The 17,704-nt window shown below is 37.9% G+C and carries 13 protein-coding genes and 1 tRNA gene; 13 read left to right on the top strand and 1 reads right to left on the bottom strand.

The genetic code is table 11. The features are described from left to right. Positions 1 to 34: 34 nt before the first annotated feature. The 12 genes from dnaQ to fbaA all read left to right on the top strand — a co-directional run bounded on the left by dnaQ (position 35) and on the right by fbaA (position 15,253). Positions 35 to 796, top strand: a complete 762-nt coding sequence (gene dnaQ / locus ACIPUA_RS01470; RefSeq protein ID WP_449059217.1) for a DNA polymerase III subunit epsilon — start codon at positions 35 to 37, stop codon at positions 794 to 796. 152 nt (positions 797 to 948) lie between these two features. Further along, positions 949 to 1,025, top strand: a tRNA-Asp gene (locus tag ACIPUA_RS01465). Positions 1,026 to 2,040: 1,015 nt separating this feature from the next. Continuing rightward, positions 2,041 to 2,361: a helix-turn-helix domain-containing protein gene (locus ACIPUA_RS01460; protein ID WP_042846884.1), complete on the top strand. Its 321-nt coding sequence runs from the start codon at positions 2,041 to 2,043 to the stop codon at positions 2,359 to 2,361. 131 nt (positions 2,362 to 2,492) lie between these two features. Continuing rightward, positions 2,493 to 3,098, top strand: a complete 606-nt coding sequence (gene ecpA, locus ACIPUA_RS01455) for a common pilus major fimbrillin subunit EcpA (protein WP_042846883.1) — start codon at positions 2,493 to 2,495, stop codon at positions 3,096 to 3,098. Between the two features lie 91 nt (positions 3,099 to 3,189). Beyond that, entirely contained in the window at positions 3,190 to 3,873 is a 684-nt protein-coding gene (locus ACIPUA_RS01450; protein ID WP_042846882.1) for an EcpB family pilus assembly chaperone, read from the top strand. Between the two features lie 18 nt (positions 3,874 to 3,891). Continuing rightward, positions 3,892 to 6,390: a TcfC E-set like domain-containing protein gene (locus tag ACIPUA_RS01445; RefSeq protein ID WP_449059216.1), complete on the top strand. Its 2,499-nt coding sequence runs from the start codon at positions 3,892 to 3,894 to the stop codon at positions 6,388 to 6,390. 7 nt (positions 6,391 to 6,397) lie between these two features. Further along, positions 6,398 to 8,014, top strand: coding sequence for a fimbrial protein (locus ACIPUA_RS01440; RefSeq protein WP_253941475.1), 1,617 nt, complete (start codon positions 6,398 to 6,400; stop codon positions 8,012 to 8,014). A 34-nt stretch (positions 8,015 to 8,048) separates the two neighbouring features. Next, positions 8,049 to 8,738, top strand: coding sequence for a fimbria/pilus periplasmic chaperone (locus ACIPUA_RS01435; protein ID WP_449059215.1), 690 nt, complete (start codon positions 8,049 to 8,051; stop codon positions 8,736 to 8,738). Between the two features lie 603 nt (positions 8,739 to 9,341). Continuing rightward, complete coding sequence (tkt, locus tag ACIPUA_RS01430) at positions 9,342 to 11,336, top strand: transketolase (protein WP_042846880.1); 1,995 nt, start codon at positions 9,342 to 9,344, stop codon at positions 11,334 to 11,336. A gap of 491 nt (positions 11,337 to 11,827) precedes the next feature. Further along, positions 11,828 to 12,856, top strand: coding sequence for an erythrose-4-phosphate dehydrogenase (gene epd / locus ACIPUA_RS01425; protein ID WP_449059214.1), 1,029 nt, complete (start codon positions 11,828 to 11,830; stop codon positions 12,854 to 12,856). 96 nt (positions 12,857 to 12,952) lie between these two features. After that, positions 12,953 to 14,116 (top strand): phosphoglycerate kinase, encoded by a 1,164-nt coding sequence (gene pgk / locus ACIPUA_RS01420; protein ID WP_048608323.1) that lies wholly within the window; start codon positions 12,953 to 12,955, stop codon positions 14,114 to 14,116. A gap of 60 nt (positions 14,117 to 14,176) precedes the next feature. Then, positions 14,177 to 15,253 carry a class II fructose-bisphosphate aldolase gene (gene fbaA / locus ACIPUA_RS01415; RefSeq protein ID WP_042846877.1) on the top strand — a complete coding sequence of 359 codons (1,077 nt, stop codon included), beginning with the start codon at positions 14,177 to 14,179 and terminating at the stop codon, positions 15,251 to 15,253. Positions 15,254 to 15,317: 64 nt separating this feature from the next. Here the strand turns inward: fbaA and ACIPUA_RS01410 are convergent, their stop codons facing one another. Next, positions 15,318 to 16,193 carry a LysR family transcriptional regulator gene (locus tag ACIPUA_RS01410; protein WP_042846876.1) on the bottom strand — a complete coding sequence of 292 codons (876 nt, stop codon included), beginning with the start codon at positions 16,191 to 16,193 and terminating at the stop codon, positions 15,318 to 15,320. 281 nt (positions 16,194 to 16,474) lie between these two features. Here ACIPUA_RS01410 and ACIPUA_RS01405 point away from each other — a divergent pair, with 281 nt between their 5' ends. Further along, the gene (locus ACIPUA_RS01405; protein WP_048608321.1) at positions 16,475 to 17,695 is read left to right on the top strand and encodes a sodium/glutamate symporter; all 1,221 of its coding nucleotides are present in this window, start codon (positions 16,475 to 16,477) and stop codon (positions 17,693 to 17,695) included. Positions 17,696 to 17,704 lie beyond the last annotated feature (9 nt).

Below are 17,704 nucleotides of genomic sequence, written 5' to 3'. Positions count from 1 at the left end.
TTCGTTCCTTTCTAGTTTGACACAAAAAAACATTATGAGCACGGTGATAACCAGACAAATTGTTCTTGATACTGAAACAACCGGTATGAATAAACTCGGTGTTCATTATGAAGGGCACAATATAATTGAGATTGGTGCAGTTGAAGTGATTAACCGCCGACTCACAGGGCGTAATTTTCATGTGTATATTAAACCCGATCGCTTAGTGGACCCTGAAGCATTTGAAGTGCATGGGATCAGCGATGAGTTTTTGCAAGATAAGCCCGTTTTTGCAGATATTGCGGATGAATTTATTGAATTTATTCGTGGCGCTGAATTAGTCATTCATAATGCCCCCTTCGATATCGGGTTTATGGATCATGAATTTCGTAAGCTCAATAAAGGTATTCCACCAACGGCTGACTTTTGTACGATCACGGACAGCTTGGTTTTAGCTCGTCGCCTTTTCCCCGGAAAGAGAAACAACTTAGATGCATTGTGCGATCGTTATCTAATTGATAACACTAAGCGTACTTTACACGGGGCATTGCTCGATGCGGAGATTTTATCTGACGTCTATTTAGCAATGACGGGTGGGCAAACATCGTTGTCATTTTCGATGGAGTCTGAGTCCGCCGATAATGAGCAACCCAATGAAATACAAAGAATTGAACGACCGACAACAGGCTTGAAAGTACTCTATGCTTCCGATGAAGAGGTCATTGCCCACGAAGCGCGATTAGACATTGTCGATAAGAAAGGGGGAAAACCTTGTCTTTGGCGGCAGTCTTCTGATGAGGCTGAAAATTTACATTGATATATAGAATGTATTGGTACAAATGATGGCATGCAAATTAAGTGTGCTATTTAAGGCTAAAAACTGCTCAACTGCGCGATTTCCCAAGAAAAAGTATTGACGGGGCTGCAAAGTATTCGTAATATGCTTGGCGTTCCCAGAAGGGAACATCCGGAGCGGTAGTTCAGTTGGTTAGAATACCTGCCTGTCACGCAGGGGGTCGCGGGTTCGAGTCCCGTCCGTTCCGCCAAATATTAAAGCCCTGAGTTTTTAACTCGGGGCTTTTTTTTGTCTCATCATCTCATCTTGTCAAAATAGTTTTATTTCATTATCAGTTGCTTAACCATCTGTATATTAGACTAAAAAAGTTTAATTTTAGACCTTTGTTCAATCGGATGGAGAGCTGTCACTATCAACTGCGCTGTATCATTGAAAGGCTAAATGACTAAGTAGATAACAATCAGTTTATTAATAAGAGCTGTTTTTTAGCAAATGGTTACCTATTTTGTGGTAGGTTAATCAATTTTTTACTGAAACTATTTTATTTGGTTATTAATTTAATGGGCTAAACTAGGTCGATTTTTACGCTGTATTTGACGAATTGAGGGTGTGTACTTTTTATATCATTGATGAATTGTTTCGGTTACGATTGTTATTCTAGTTATTATTTTATTTTTTTAATTCTTCAAAAGAGCAAAATTAATTGAATACATTTTTGATTTACATCAATAAATATATCGTACTCGATCTTAACGCTAAATAATGATCTCTTCGTAGAGATTAATCCTTAATACTCATATTATGTGTTATTGTAATAATCTATTTATACATTACATGCCAAATTGTAACAAAATGAAAAATAGTATTAATTTAAATGTCTATTAAATATATTATGTTTTAATTAAAATAATTTTCGTAACTTATTTTACCAATATAAAAAACAATATTTTCACATCAAAAAATAATTTACTTATCACATAGTTACTTATCATTTTTCTACTCTGACTACGTGTTTTATCTAGTGATAAAACTGAAATGTAGTTCATAAAAAACACCTAAATAGAGTTAATCTATTGATTTTCTAGCATTGATAGGTTTAAACATTTTTACACGTTTTTTAATCAATTTATATTATTAAGCATAAATTAATAGTCAGAAAATTATTATCAAATAATTTATTCTATTAAATATAAATATATTAATGATTATCATTTATTGAATGATTTTACTTGAATTTTGTCATCGGGAAAATTTTGGAAATGCTTATGGAAGTAAATAACTTAAGTTATTATGCGGGGGTTTTTTTACGAAAGTCCAGAAAAGAAAAAAATCTAACGGGAAAGCAACTAGCAAAGTTAATGCATGTCAGCCAGCAACAAATTTCACGCTATGAAACTGGAAAAACATCTTTGACCATAGATCAACTAAGTCAACTTTTGAATATACTCGATAAAAATTGGGTTGAACTAATAATGTTTGTTCAAAATGAACATGACTTTGATATAAAAATGGCTAAGGAAGAATCTAATAAAAAAAATTACTTGTTAAGTAATTACTTAATGGATAATTTTTTAAATAAAAAATAATAATAAAAATATTTTTTAATTACATTTTTAGTGGTCAAGATTATATTTTATAAAAAACACAACTAAAAGTGTTTTTTATACTATGTAATTTTTATTTGGTATGTATTTAATTTTAATTAGAGAGAATAACAATGTTTAATAAAAGAATATCGTCTGTACTATTATCTGGGATTATTGCTGCTTCTTTTGCTACTGTTGCGAATGCGGATACGCGCACTGCACAAGCGACCGCAACATGGCAAGCAACCGCAATTAAAGATACAACAAGTATGTTAGTTGTTACTCCGTTAAAAAGCCTGACATTTAATTATGCCGAAGGCCAACAAAGTTTTAATCAGCAAAATGGGGCATTTGATGTTGCTATTCAAGGGCAGTCAGGTGCTACAGATTTTAAATTAACCTCAAAAGTGATTGCTAATACATTATCAAGAACTACTGATAACTCCACATTAAAAGTGGGTGTTAAATGGAATGGAACTGACTTAGATACGGCAACGGAGACAACTTTAATTGATGTTGCTGGTGGTTTAACGTCTGGTTTAGATAATTTAGCTGCTGATGGTGTTTATAATGGTTCTGACCGCGCAACAGACCGTGGCGAATTTACGTTCGTTATTGCAAGTGCAGAATCTGCAGGTGCGGCAGCTGAATTTAAAGATCTTGCTGATGGCGTTTGGGATGGTGATGTAAAAGTTCAATTTACTGCAAATTGGGAAGGAACTTTTGTTACACCATAAGTTATTTCACTAATTAAATAACAAATCCTTTATTACGATAAAGATAATATAAGGAAATAGTATCTTTATCGTCTTTTATTTGAGTTTTATTATGAAAAAAACAATTCTTGCGCTCATTTTATTATCAATTATTCCACTGGAAAATAGTTTGGCTGTTAATGTTGGGAATATAACAGAAATTATTTCTTCTGAAGAAAACACCTTGTCAAAGGAAATTGAAAATACGGTCGATGCAGCAAGGTTGGTAAATTTAAGCATTGAAAAAATAGATTCTCCTTTAGAGAATGGAAAAGTTATTCCCGTTAATGACCCTAATGAGATATTGTCAACACCAGCGAATATTATTCTTCCGGGCAAAGCAAGAGACATATTTAAAATTATTTATAATGGTCCTAAAGATGATCAAGAACGTTACTACCGATTAAATTGGAAAGATGACCCAATAAGTGAAAGCGGAATAACGAAAAGTTCAAAATCAGCCTCTGCAACAACATCAGCGACGATAAGCACGATACTTGTTGTCGCTCCTAGGGTGGAAAACTTTCGATATCAATATGAAAAATACCAAGTTGCTAATTTAGGAAATACTTCTTTCCGTGTTGTTGCATCAGGCCCTTGCTTAACAGAAAAAATAACTTTTGGAATTGAAGGTATATGTCGAGAGCGTTATTACTTGATGCCAAACTTGGCAGTGAAACTTCAATTAGTCAATGTAAATAATAAAAAAACAAGTATTGGTATTTGGCACAAAGGGAATTTCATTGTTGTCAAATAGCAGGGTTAGGGCTTAATTATGCATAAAAGTATTATTACGTTATCAATAATAAGCTTTATTTTTTCAAATGCTATTTATGCTAGTGACATAAAGCGTATTAAAGTTGGAGGGTATATTATTCCTCCTGCTTTTGTTATTGCGTTGGAAGAAGGTATGTCTGTCCCAGTATTTTTACGTCTAAATAGCGATATAGAGAAGAATCAAAGTGAAGATAAGATAGCAGATGCTATTATAGTTGTAGAACAAGGAAAGATTAAGCTTGCGAACATTCATTTAGTTGATGCTAGTCAAGGACCAAAATTAAACCAATTATTAATTGAAAAATTAGAAAGTAAGAAAGAGTCATTCTTCAATGAGTCAAATAATATTGAAGTTGATAAAAATGCATGGTTACAACTTGATGTATCCTCATTTAACTTATCTTTAGATGTGGATAGTGATGCATTTGCTCCTCAGGAAAAAATACGCCAATTTTCTCTTGGAGATTCGTCTGTTGATGCTTTTTCTACCGTTGTTAATTATGACTTAGGTGTTTTTCAGAGTCAGGTAAAAAAAGGTAAAAATTCATCTAGTAGTTATTTTAATTTAGATACCCTATTTGCGATCGCAGAGCATCATATCAATATTAATGGTTCGGCGTACAGTATTGGAAAGTCAAACTCTAATACTGAGCTCTATCGAGCAATGTATGAGCGTGATTTTAATGGGTTACGCTTCGCTCTTGGGTTAATGAGTACATGGAACTTACAGTCTATCGCTAGTTTAACAACGTTAAATAGCAGCAAAATTTATGCAGTTTCAGTTGGTAATAATGCTTCGAGTGTCGTGGTCAATTCTAAATATTCGTTAACCCCTATTTACGTCTTTTTGAATAGCCCTGGTGAAGTACGTATATATCGCGATGGAAAATTATTAAACATTCAAAATTTCCCAATGGGAAGCTTTGAAGTAGACACCAGTATTCTACCATTTGGTATCTATGACGTTACTATTGAAACGGTTGTGGATGGCAAGATTGTGACAACTCAACATCAAACTATTAATAAATCTTTTGGGGGAAGAGGTGTCAATTTTGACAAACTCAACTGGGAGATTTACGGGGGATATGTTGATTTTGATAAGAAGCGTTATGTGAGAGGGAAGTACACTCAACGTGAGCCGCTCAAGCAAAGTTATTTATTCGGGGTTTCTGCAGCAAAAAGTTTCCCTGTCTTATCTGGGGTTAACATTCAGATGTCTAATTACGGCTATGATGATTTTTTGATTAATGAAAGTAGCATTAACCTTTCTTTAAATCAGTATATCTCATTGTCTTGGCAGGGGATGTTTGAGAATCATGGTAGTCATCGAAATATTGCTACCCTATCGTCAAGTATTCCTGATGGTTACGGTTCTATTTGGGCATCAAAAGAAAAAGCGGTAGTAAAAGGCGAATTACCTATCTATGACTCAAATAGTTACTCTTACGGTGCAACATTAAATATTGATAAAGTCTTTGAGCGAGCAGGGTCATTTACCATTAGTCGTACAACAGATAAACGTATTGGCGGTGATTCTATCAACTATGAGTATGCAAATACGCTATTTTCAGGCCGCTATGGTACGGTTGGTTTAAGAACAGGCGTACAGCGTTACCACTATGATGACCAAAAAAGTATGAATGAAAAATTTATTAGCCTTGATTTTTCATTACCTTTATCAACATGGTTAAGCACTGGGCTTTCATCAAGTAATGGCAACATGAAAGCAAATATTTATGCTAATAAAAATTTTGAAAATTCGGCAATTACGAATATAGGCGGCTCAGTTTCTAAGTTGGTTAGAGATAAAAATAATGGGGAGTCTGATTTCTCAACCATGGGTTATGCCTCTTATGAAACTAAATATAACTCGGGCATGGTGACTATTAACCGACCTGACAGCGATAGAATAAATGGTAATTTTACCTCAAGAGGTGCTGTTGCATATAGCAATGGAACAGTTATGCCGAGCGGTCAACAAGGGAAGTCGGGTGTTATTATCCATTCGGATATACATGGCGCGGGGAGTATGACAGCTCGTGTTAATGGGCAAAGTTATCCAATTAGTGGTACGAACACATTTATCCCATTATCACCTTATTCTGATTATGACATTCAATTAATGAATGACGCTAAGTCTAAAGATAGTTTTGATATTGTCTCTGGACGAAATAAATCTGTCACTTTATACCCTGGAAATATCGCTTTTTATAAACCAGAGGTCAGGCAATTAGTCACGGTATTTGGTCGCCTTAAATCCCCTGATGGTGAGTTTATAAAATATGCATCAATCCGCAATCATATTGGCCGAACAAAAACGGATCATAATGGCGAATTTTCAATGGATGTCGATATTCGTTACCCCGTTATTTCTCTTTTACAAGAAGATGAGCAAACAATTTGTGAAGCTGATTTGAATTTAGAGGGAGCCAGAGGGGCGTTATGGTTAGGTGATGTAACCTGTGATCCACAGAAAACCGTCGCATTAAGACAATGAGAATTTTATGATAAATAAAATAATGTATACATTACTTCCGGTGTTAGCATTGCTTAGTGGCTTTTATAGTTCCTCTGTCATAGCGATAGCCCTTAGTAATTCCTATGTTTTTATTGAAAATGGGATAGATGATGAATACTTTGTTACTCCCAGATCATTAGACCCACGATTTACAGGGGCGAATAAGTTTTCCCGTTATTCAGCAAAATCACAGGAGAGCTTAGGTTATATGGGGTATACCAATACTGCCATTAGAGCAAACCAAAATGTAGATATTTGGTTTGAAAACTCCCCCATCGACAGCCCGTTTATTGGTAACCGCTGTATGCGTAATTACTGTCATCGTGATAGTGGTTATTGGCCAGCTCAATATATTGGAAAAAACGGTGCATATAAGATAGTGCAATCTGACACCTTAGGTGAAGGCATTTATGCTCGAGGTATATTTAGTGAGTCGACTTACCAATATTTTCAGAAACTCCCTGTTGGTGCGGTTGAGACATATAGTTATCGTGCCTGTATGACAAATATTGATTATGACCCTTCTAAGGGTGAGACTTGCCAAGGAGTCGGTGGAAATATTATTGCTTCTCATGAATTTACGATGACGAAGGCAGGGCATATAAAGTTGAGCTCAACAGGTGCGATGCAAGAGGTTTATATTGATAGCAATGGTAATCCAAGTTTGGGGCCAGGGGCTCAATTTTGCCGGATTGGCATTGTTGCTAATGTGAATGGCTTGATATGCCAAGTTGTTAAGCATGAGACATCAGGGGATATTTTTGCAAATATCTTATTGAGTTTAAAAGTTAACTCAACGTTAATTCCATTTACGCCTGCGAGCGCATCAATAAAAATAGGTCCTGATGACGGGTCAAATATTTGGTGGAATTATAATTCTACTTACGCAGCAAACACTTATTTCAAAACTTCGAATGATTCCGTATCTATCTTTTTTTCTAATACGTTTTTTAAGCAGTTAATTACGAACAACGTCGATTTTACTAATAGCCAGGATTTCTTTACTTTTTCATTTACTAACCCAGCTGCAGCGCCACAATCGGGATATTATGAATTTACCCCCTCAAATCAGTTAGTGATTAAGCCTCGTGACTATAGTATCAGTATTGTTCCTTCTGATTTTATTCCAAATCCGTCAAAAACAGGTAAAGTTGGAGCCAATGAACCTGCAATTGAGTTTAATTATATTGTAACAACAAGTGGTCCAAGGCAGGCCGACTCAATTACCGCTAGAGTAGAGGGGCCTACGGTTAATGTGAGTGGGCAAGCTTACTGCTTATTTAGTTCGGATGATGATAAGTTCCATGTCCCTTTTCCAGCTTACCTTTCGTTTAAGAACGCATCGGGAGTTGAGGGGTCTTATCGTTCAAGTTGCGATGGCACGGAAGTCTCTATGGATAATGCATTATGGACGGAAACTCCATGGGATATTCCCAATCAAGATTTAGGCTCTTTTTATCGTACCAACTTAGATTTACGGTTCCCAATGAATGATTCAAACTCTTTGTTTACGTTAGATGGTATTGATTGGCTAGGAACGGTATCGGCAAGTGGAACTGTGGCTGTAAAAGCGACTTGGACGGGACCAGATGTACATTTGTAATATTAAGTCGATGCTCCTGTCTGCTAATATAATAATGAAAGTACGTAGAAAACAATTATTCAGTAGCTTGTTGTTACTATTGCTTTTATTTTTTGGAAAGGCATATGCGCTTTATTTGAGTTCGGATATTTCTTCATTAGAACCTAATAATAGTTTTTTTTCAAAGCCGTATGTTAATGATACGAAAAAGGTAAATTTATATACTTTTAGTGCTTATCAAATTGATAAACCAAACGAAAAAGAACAAGGAAACGCGATTAAGGATGGGGAAATTATTTTCACTCCATTGAAAAAAGTCCTACTACCAGGAGAACAGGAATATTTTAAAATTTTTTATCGTGGTCAAGAAGATAATAAAGAACGTTACTATAAGATTGTGATTAGTGAAACAGCTCTTGATGTTCAAAGTGATAGCAGGCAAAACCGACAATCTTTATTTTATCCAACAGTCAGTTTGGAAACTTACTTTGTGGTAAGGCCTAAAAATATTGATTTTAAATATGAAATAAATAGTGATAGTGGCGTATTGAAAAATACAGGAAATACTTATTTTCGTGTATTGATTCATCAAAGCTGTGAGGTTGATGAAAATGAGGTGCCATTAATGCTGTATCTACTACCTCAGCAAGAGTTTCATGATAGTAGTATGAAAAAGAAAAGCCGTAAGTATATCGTTATTTTTAATAAATATTATTCAATTGGTAACTGCGAAGGGGCTAAGTAGAGTAAGAAAGCCACTCATCAAGCGGGCTATTTTTCAGTATGGGTCAATGATAAGCCAGAGATTAGCCAGTCTCTGGCTTTTTTCTTATGATTTGAAATATAACCCCTTTTGGAGCCAACCTTGCTTAGGTTTACACTCGGAAGCAGTCGGTAGTTTTTCATACTTTTTTTGCCTAAAACTTTGCCTATTATCACTATTGTGGCAGCTAAATGCTTAAGATGGATAAATCACCTTGATCCCAGACCGTGAACTCAGGTTTAATAAGACTAGTCAATTGCGCAAAAATGTAAGCCCTAAGGGATATTTTGCGCAATGGAATGGATTCAGCTTTGCAGCAGTTTAATTTTTTTCGATCTGCTGCCATGAACATAGCAAATATTGCGGTATGAATGGAATTACGTTACTTTCAATCACTCTGCTCATAATATTCAAGTTGTCATGTGTAAGCTCTTGTGGCTAATGGTATCAGTTAAAAGACTGAAAAAGTTGTTATGCATTGATAAACTGAATGGTTGGTGTGTAGGTGTTAATAGAAGTAGAAGTATTTATATCGCGTTGTAAAAATTGGTTTAAGTACGTTTTTATCCTACCTGGAGTATACTGATGACGACTCGTAAAACCCTTGCTAATGCTATCCGCTTTCTAAGTATGGATGCGGTTCAAAAAGCAAAATCAGGGCATCCTGGCGCGCCAATGGGCATGGCTGATATTGCTGAAGTGCTGTGGCGTGACCATATGAATCATAACCCAGCAGACCCACACTGGGCGAACCGTGACCGCTTTGTATTATCCAATGGTCATGGCTCTATGTTAATTTATAGCTTGTTGCATCTTGCAGGTTATGATTTACCTATTGAAGAGTTAAAAAACTTCCGCCAATTACATTCAAAAACACCGGGTCACCCTGAATATGGTTATACTCCAGGTGTTGAAACTACGACAGGTCCTTTAGGGCAAGGCATTGCAAATGCAGTCGGTTTTGCTATCGCAGAGCGCACATTAGCAGCGCAATTCAACCGTCCTAGCCATGATATTGTTGATCACCATACTTATGTTTTCATGGGTGATGGCTGTATGATGGAAGGTATCTCTCATGAAGCCTGTTCTTTAGCGGGTACTCTCAAATTAAATAAACTGATCGCTTTTTATGACGACAACGGCATCTCGATTGATGGTGAAGTTGAAGGTTGGTTTACTGATGATACAGCAGCACGTTTCGAATCTTATGGCTGGCATGTGATCCGTGATATTGATGGTCACGATGCAGCGCAAATCAATGCGGCTGTTAATGAAGCGAAAAACCAAACAGACAAACCAACGCTGATTATGTGCAAAACCATTATTGGTTTTGGTTCGCCAAATAAAGCGGGTTCTGAGTCTGTCCATGGTGCACCTTTGGGTGATGCAGAAATTGCAGCAACACGTGAAGCATTAGGTTGGAACTACGGCCCATTCGAAATCCCTAAAGATATTTATGAAGCTTGGGACGCGCGTGTTGCAGGTAAAGAAAAACAAAGCGCATGGGATAAAAAATTCGCAGCGTATACCGCTCAGTTCCCTGAGTTAGCGGCTGAGTTTACTCGTCGTATGAACGGTGAATTACCAGCAAACTTTGATGTTGAAGCGAAACAGTTTGTTGAAAACCTACAACAAAACCCAGCGAACATTGCAAGCCGTAAAGCATCACAAAATGCTTTAGAAGCGTTTGGTAAAGTATTACCTGAATTTATGGGTGGGTCTGCGGACTTAGCGCCAAGTAACTTGACCATGTGGTCAGGTTCGAAAGCATTGAATGTTGACCTTGCAGGTAACTACATTCATTACGGTGTACGCGAATTTGGTATGTCAGCTATCATGAATGGTATTGCATTACATGGTGGTTTCATCCCTTACGGTGCAACATTCCTGATGTTTGTTGAATACGCACGTAATGCTGTTCGTATGGCCGCGTTAATGAAAATTCGCAGCATCTTCGTTTATACACATGATTCTATTGGTCTGGGGGAAGACGGTCCAACTCACCAACCAGTTGAACAGTTAGCTAGCCTGCGCGTTACTCCAAACCTCAGCACATGGCGTCCTTGTGACCAAGTTGAATCTGCGGTTGCATGGAAATATGCCATTGAGCGTAAAGATGGCCCAAGCGCACTGATTTTCTCTCGTCAGAATTTAGAGCAACAGCCACGTACTGCTGAGCAACTAGCGAATATCGAGAAAGGTGCTTACATCCTGAAAGATTGCGCGGGCACTCCTGAGCTAATCTTTATTGCGACAGGTTCTGAAGTGGAATTAGCGGTTAAAGCGGCAGAACAACTGTCAGCAGAAGGCCGTAAAGTTCGTGTTGTATCCATGCCTTCTACCGATGCATTCGATAAACAAGATGCGGCTTACCGTGAAGCGGTATTACCTGCAAATGTTAGCGCACGTGTTGCTATTGAAGCTGGTATTGCCGATTACTGGTTCAAATATACAGGCTTAAATGGCGCCATCATCGGTATGCATTCTTTTGGTGAGTCTGCACCGGCTGAAGAGCTATTCAAAGAGTTTGGCATTACCGTAGAAAAAGCGGTTGAAGCGGCTAAGTCTTTATTGAAATAAAAATGTTAAGGAATTAGCAGGGGTTTACGGCTAATTCCGGTTATGTGACTTAACAACGCCTGACGATGAGTTGGGCGTTGTTTTTTTGTGCATGAATATCTGCTTTTCTATTGCGTTCTGTAAATATATCCCTTAATCTAACTCTAGATAAGCTGAAGCGTTTCAGTTGAGTAGCGTAGAATGAAAATTTTTTCAAAAAATGTCGGTTGTAGCACATTTTTGATGTTTGACTGTTAAAATGAGCAGTAGAGTTAATGTGAGTCAGTTATCCTTATGGCCTGCTGAAGTTCTCTGGTTATTTTAGTGACTCACTTCAGGTTTGAATGTAGTAAGTGCTTATGTTTTATACTAAATAGTTAGCAGCTAATGACTTCAAATCACAGGTTTAAATATCATGACTAAAGTCTGTTTACGGGGTAAGTTGAAAATAAACTCACATGCGTCAGCAGTCTTTAGCAACCGTATGATTTTGCTTATATACAAGGTACGCAATGGCTATCAGGGTAGCAATTAATGGCTTTGGCCGAATCGGTCGCAGTGTATTACGGGCGTTATATGAAACTAGCCGCCGAGCCGAAGTTCAAGTTATCGCAATTAATGAACTCGCTGAACCGGAAGGGGTTGCGCACTTGCTAAAGTATGACTCTAGTCATGGGCGGTTTGCGTGGGATGTAAGGCTTAGCGGTGAACTTTTACAGGTTGGTGATGACAACATTCGCTTATTTCACCAAGCCGATATTGGTGAGCTACCTTGGAAAGAATTAGGCATTGATATCGTTCTTGATTGTAGTGGGGTTTATGGCTCGCGAGATGATGGCTTGCAACATTTAACCGCAGGGGCAAAAAAAGTATTATTTTCACACCCCGGTACGGATGACCTTGATGCCACGATCGTGTATGGGGTTAATCATGAAAGCTTAACGGCAAGCGATAACATTGTTTCTAACGCGTCTTGTACGACAAATTGCATTATCCCGATTATCAAATTACTGGATGACAGCTTTGGCATTGAATCGGGCACTGTGACCACTATCCACGCCTCCATGAATGACCAACCCGTTATCGATGCTTATCATAAAGATTTACGCAGAACACGTGCGGCAAGCCAGTCGATTATTCCAGTTGACACCAAATTAGCTGCGGGGATTACCCGTATTTTCCCTAAATTTAAAGATCACTTTGAAGCGATTTCCGTCCGTGTACCCACGACCAATGTGACAGCGATTGATTTGAGTGTTACCGTACATGACGATGTTTGCATCGAAAAAGTGAACCAACTATTGCGAAGCGCTGCACAAGGGCATTTTCGTGGTATAGTGGACTACACAGAATTACCGCTCGTGTCGATGGATTTTAATCATGACCCGCACAGTGCTATCATTGATGGTACGCAAACGCGAGTTAGCGGAAAACATTTAATTAAAACCCTGGTTTGGTGTGATAACGAATGGGGGTTTGCTAACCGGATGCTAGATACTACACTAGCGATGGCAGCCGTCGGTTTCGGCGAACAGGTTTAAACTAATTGGCTACTGACAGACAACGGACACTATCCTAGATAGCTTCCGCGCAGTAGTTAATAGCAACTTTATAGAGAATCAACAAGAGGATTCACCATGTCTGTAATTAAGATGACCGATTTAGACTTAGCGGGTAAACGTGTTTTCATCCGTTCTGACTTAAACGTCCCTGTAAAAGATGGCAAAGTTACTTCTGATGCACGTATTCGTGCTTCATTACCAACCATTGAAGCTGCTCTTAAACAAGGCGCTAAAGTCATGGTCACTTCTCACCTTGGTCGCCCGACCGAAGGCGAGTACAACGAAGAGTTTTCACTGCAACCTGTTGTTGACTATCTGGCCGACAAAATTGATTACCCTGTTCGTTTAGTTAAAGACTACTTAAACGGCGTCGAAATCGCAGATGGCGAATTAGTTGTTCTGGAAAACGTTCGCTTTAATAAAGGCGAGAAAAAAGACGATGAAACGCTATCAAAACAATATGCAGCACTATGTGATGTATATGTCATGGATGCATTTGGTACGGCTCACCGTGCGCAAGCGTCAACTCATGGCGTTGCAAAATTCTCTCCAGTTGCTTGTGCGGGTCCACTGTTAAGCAATGAACTGGAAGCGCTGGGTAAAGCGTTGGATAACCCTGCACGTCCAATGGTGGCGATTGTGGGTGGCTCTAAAGTATCCACTAAACTGACAGTATTAGATTCTCTGTCTAAAATTGCTGACCAACTGATTGTAGGTGGGGGGATTGCAAATACCTTCATCGCAGCTGAAGGGAACAATGTTGGTCGCTCTTTGTATGAAGATGATTTAATCCCAGAGGCGAAAAAACTACTGGCTAACTGCCAAATTCCAGTGCCGACTGATGTCCGTGTTGCAACCGAGTTTTCAGAAACCGCAGAAGCAACATTAAAATCAAGCACTGAAATTAAAGATGACGAGCAAATTCTGGATTTAGGTGATAAGTCAGCAGAGCGTTTGGCCGAAATCCTCAAAAATGCAAAAACCATTTTATGGAATGGCCCTGTTGGCGTGTTTGAGTTCCCTAATTTCCGCAAAGGAACTGAAATTGTGGCGAGAGCAATCGCAGATAGCGACGCATTCTCTATCGCAGGAGGTGGTGACACCTTAGCAGCTATCGATTTATTCGGTATCGCTGACAAAATTTCATATATCTCTACGGGCGGTGGTGCTTTCCTTGAGTTCGTTGAAGGTAAGAAACTCCCTGCCGTTGTGATGCTAGAAGAACGAGCTAAATCGTAATTAATTTTTTCATACACAACAGGCAGCGTAGGCTGCCTGTTCACCACAGGACCTTTTCACATGTCTAAAATTTTTGATTTTGTTAAACCGGGTGTTATCACGGGTGATGATGTACAGAAAGTTTTCGCAGTTGCCAAAGAAAATAACTTTGCATTGCCAGCAGTGAACTGTGTTGGTACTGATTCAATTAATGCGGTACTTGAAGCAGCAGCAAAAGTACGTGCACCAGTTATCGTTCAGTTTTCAAATGGTGGTGCTGCATTTATCGCAGGTAAAGGCCTGAAAGCAGAAGGGCAACAAGCAGCAATTTTAGGTGCAATCTCAGGTGCTTATCACGTACATCAAATGGCAGAACATTACGGTGTTCCAGTTATTCTGCATACTGACCACTGCGCACGTAAATTACTGCCATGGATTGATGGTTTACTGGATGCAGGTGAAAAACACTATGCGAAAACAGGTAAACCACTGTTTTCTTCCCATATGATTGACTTATCAGAAGAATCTTTAGAAGAAAACATTGAAATCTGTTCTAAATACTTAGCGCGTATGGCTAAAATCGATATGACTCTGGAAATCGAATTAGGCTGTACTGGCGGTGAAGAAGACGGTGTTGATAACACTGGTATGGATAGCTCAGAACTGTATACTCAACCAGAAGATGTTGCATACGCCTATGAGAAACTGAGCGCAATTAGCCCTCGTTTCACTATTGCGGCTTCATTTGGTAACGTCCATGGTGTTTATAAACCAGGTAACGTACAGTTAACGCCAAAAATTCTGCGTAATTCACAAGACTATGTTTCTGAGAAATATAACCTGCCACACAACAGTTTAGATTTCGTATTCCATGGCGGTTCAGGTTCAAGCGCTGAAGAAATCAAAGAAGCTGTAGGCTACGGTGTGATCAAAATGAACATCGATACTGATACCCAATGGGCTACTTGGGATGGTATCTTACAGTACTACAAAAAGAACGAAGGCTATTTACAAGGTCAGTTAGGTAACCCTGAGGGTGCTGATAAACCTAACAAAAAATACTATGACCCACGTGTATGGCTGCGTAAAGCACAAGATTCAATGGTTGTTCGTTTAGAGCAGGCATTTAAAGAATTAAACTGTATTGATGTTCTATAATTGATACTGATTTAATTTTTAATAAACCCCCGGTAAGGTGACTTATTGGGGGTTTTTTATTTGTTTAATCAAGTTGTTCACCTGAATGTGAGAGTAATTTTAAAAATAATGACTCACTTTGTGTGAGGGGTTTGCTGGCTTCAGTGATAGCACAAATTCGGTTATGAAAAACGGGAGAGTGTTCCACTTCTATAAGGGAATGGCGAAAATTAATTTGAGATGCGTAATTTTCAGGCAATATTCCGACATAGTGACCTGATGCAATAAAGGTTGCGACAGCTTCAAGCCCCGCAGCTTCAGGGCCTTTATTAAATTCACCTGAAGCTAGAATACTTTCTGTGAATGGGTGAGGGCGGTAGACTAATGCTAGATTGTGCTTATTTGGAGCGCTTTTAGCCGAAATATACAGCTTATGTTTTTCAATAAATAAAAATTGGTAATTAAAACGGCTATTTTCATGATATTGCCCCCTAATACCAATATGAATAGTTCTATCACTAAGTGCTCGGTTTAATTGGTTATGGTTGAGTATAATCAGCTCTAATTTAACGTTGGGAGCCGCTTGGGTGAATTGAGAAATGGTGGATGAAAGGTGGCAAAGTGGGTCAATCAAGATATGTTCAATAACACCAATCACAAGTGTCCCAGATAAAATTCCATGTAACTCATCTACTTCTGTCTTAATATTATCCAAAGCTGTCAAGGCCATGTTAGCTTTTTCAATCACTAACAAACCCGATTCTGTGAGTTTAAAGCCTGCAGGGCCCCTTTCACAGAGCTGTACTCCCAATTTATCTTCAATTTCACGGATATGACGGCTTATTGAGGCTTTAGACATACTGAGTTTTTTCTCTGCGATAGAAAAGCCCCCCGCCTCAGCAACGGAAATAAAAACCCGCAATGATTTTAAATCTTTTTCAGTTAATTTTTTATTATGCATATTTATACCTATTACGTGAAATCAATCACTAATTGTTAATTTAACTTACTTTCTATTGAGACACAAATAACATAATTGATATGTTTTTATTTTAATTTTTAAAATTATTTTTTATTTCAGAAAAGGTTTCATTTTATGAAACCATAGGATCAAAAATATCACTTTTATTCTTAGCAGATATGTATATCTTAAAGTTGTAGTTGTTAATAAATTATTACCAAAGTGGCGCCACAAAATAATAATTAATCCAAATATATATAAATACAAAAGGATTCTAATTTATGGTCACAGATGAAATGTTAACAATAAAACTGGATATGATTACATTTACAGCATTAGGGGCCTTATTATTAATTGCGAGCAATGTAATTATAAAAAAGTTTCCATTTTTTATGAAGTATTCGATTCCTAGCCCTGTTATTGGCGGGTTTATATTTTCCGTCATTATGTGGTTAGCATACCAATTTAATATTGTAGAACTAAGTTTTGATAATACATTATATGATTTATCTATGTATGTGTTTTTCGTCACTATCGGTTTGATGACGGGGGTTAAATTACTTGTTAGTGGCGGTAAGATATTATTATTGTATATGGTTATTTGTTGGGGGCTAGCGTTCGCCCAAAATGGTGTTAGCCTTGGCTTATCTTATGTTTTAGATATCGAACCATTAATTGCGATGATGGCGGGTCAAGCCTCCATGCAAGGTGGCCACGGTATGGCGGCTTCTTTGGCTCCTCTTATCGAATCTTTTGGCTACGACCAAGCACTGAATGTCGGACTCGCCGCTTCAACATTTGGGCTGATCGCCGGCTCAATATTAGGTGGGCCAGTAGGAAACTGGTTGATAAAAAGAAATAACTTAAAAATTGAAACCGATCATATTGATTTGGATGACTTAACTGAAAAGGAAAGTAAGGAAGATAAGGTCACGCCTCAGCAGTGTATCGTCACAGGGGCCGTTATTTTATCAATACTTGCTATTGGTATGCCAACAGCTAAATGGATCAGTGAAGCTACAGGGTTTACTATTCCAGGACATATTTTTAGTTTATTTGTTGGTGTTATTTTCCATTCATTTAATGAAAGAAAACCAATTATCAAAATATCGCGTAGTACAGTGGTATTAATTTCAACAATATCGTTAGAAATGTTTTTAGTTATGGCGATGATGAAATTAAAGCTTTGGGAACTTTACGAATTAGCATTGCCATTAACCATAATATTAATCACTCAGGTTATTGCAACAGTGCTCGTTGCTATATTTATTGTTTATCGTGCATTAGGGCGAAATTATGATGCTGCTGTCATGTCTGCAGGGTTTATTGGTCATGGGTTAGGTGCGACACCAAATGGGTTAGTCGTAATGGATGCAATTTGTAATAAATATGGGCTGTTTTCGCGAAAAGCCTTCATCATTATCCCTATTGCCGGAACGGTATTAACAGATATTGTCGGAGTTCCATTATTTGTCTTTTTAGCCAATACATTTGGCAGCTAATTAAGAAAT

The sequence above is a fragment of the Providencia sp. AGC89 genome (genome assembly GCF_053543535.1).
Note: the sequence above shows the minus strand (reverse complement) of the source record. Positions and strands in the feature narration are given on the sequence as shown.